This window comes from Rhizobacter sp. P1_G5 (assembly GCF_056405435.1).
Genome location: NZ_JBFUCB010001026.1, coordinates 1 through 1,191, shown reverse-complemented (window position 1 = coordinate 1,191; position 1,191 = coordinate 1). Strand labels below are relative to the sequence as shown.

Genomic DNA, 1,191 nt, shown 5'->3' with positions numbered 1-1,191 from the left:
CACACCCATTGCGCGGCCCGCCACCAGGCGGCGGCCAGCGGCTTGGGAACGTTGTCATCGACCATCGCCTCGCTGATCTCGTGCCAGCGCCTCGCTTCGGCGTGCAGCGACAGGTGGTGCCACAGCGGCGCGGCGGCGCCGACCAGCGCGACCAGCGTCTCGGGGTCGTGCTGCTGCGACCACGCGAGCGCGGCGCGCAGGTTGTCGAGCTCGGGTTCGTAGAGCGCGAGCCACGGGGCATCCGGCATGCGCAGCCAGTCGCCCTGCGCGGCGGCGAAGAACTCGCGCAGCGCGCGCGCATGCCGGCCGCGCAGCGCGTGGGCGCGCGGGTCGTCCGCGAGGCGCGCCTGCGCGTAGGCGCGCGCGCTCTCGCTGAGCGCATAGCGCGGCGGATCGTCGGCGCTCACCTGCACCAGCGAGTGGTCCGACAGCAGCGCCAGCCCGTCGATCGCGGCCCAGCCGTCCGGATCGCTGCCGTCGGCCAGCACGGCGCCGGCCAGCGGCAGCGTGAAGCCGCCGGCGAACACGCCGAGCGAATCGAACAGCGCGCGCTGCGCCGGTGCGAGCAGCCCGAGGCTCCAGTCGAGCGCCGCCTGCAGCGTCTGCTGGCGGGTCGGCGTGCCGCGCACGCTGCTGGCGAGCAGGCGGAAGCGGTCGTCCAGCCGCGACGCGATGCCGGCCACGCCCAGCAGCGGCACGCGCGCCGCCGCCAGTTCCAGCGCCAGCGGCACGCCGTCGAGGCGGCGGCAGATCTCGGTCACCGCGCCGACGTTGGCGTCGGTCAGCGCAAAGCGCCGGTCGACCGCCTGCGCGCGCTCGCAGAACAGCGCGATCGCACCGTGCTGGCGGGCCGGCTCGGCGGCACTGCCGTCGGGCGGCACGGCGAGCGCCTCGATGCGCAGCAGCCGCTCGCCGGCGAGGTGCAGCGGCACCTGGCTCGTCACCAGGATGCGCAGCCCGGGCGCGGCCCGCTGCAGCGCCTGCACCAGCGGCGCCACCGCCTCCACCAGGTGCTCCGCGTTGTCGAGCACCAGCAGGGCCTGCAGGTTGCGGATCGACGACAGCAGCGCGGCCTGCGCATCGCCGCCGACCACCAGCTGCAGCGACAACGCCTGTGCGACCGCGCCGCTGATCAGCGAGGCGTCGGTCAGCGAGGCGAGCTCGACCCAGGCAACGCCGTCGGCCCAGGCC

The 1,191-nt window shown here is 75.8% G+C and carries 1 protein-coding gene; it reads right to left on the bottom strand.

What is annotated here, in order from left to right; translation table 11 throughout:
* On the bottom strand, positions 1-1,191 hold a 1,191-nt coding region (locus AC1D12_RS33730; RefSeq protein WP_477845433.1), incomplete at both ends, for an ATP-binding protein.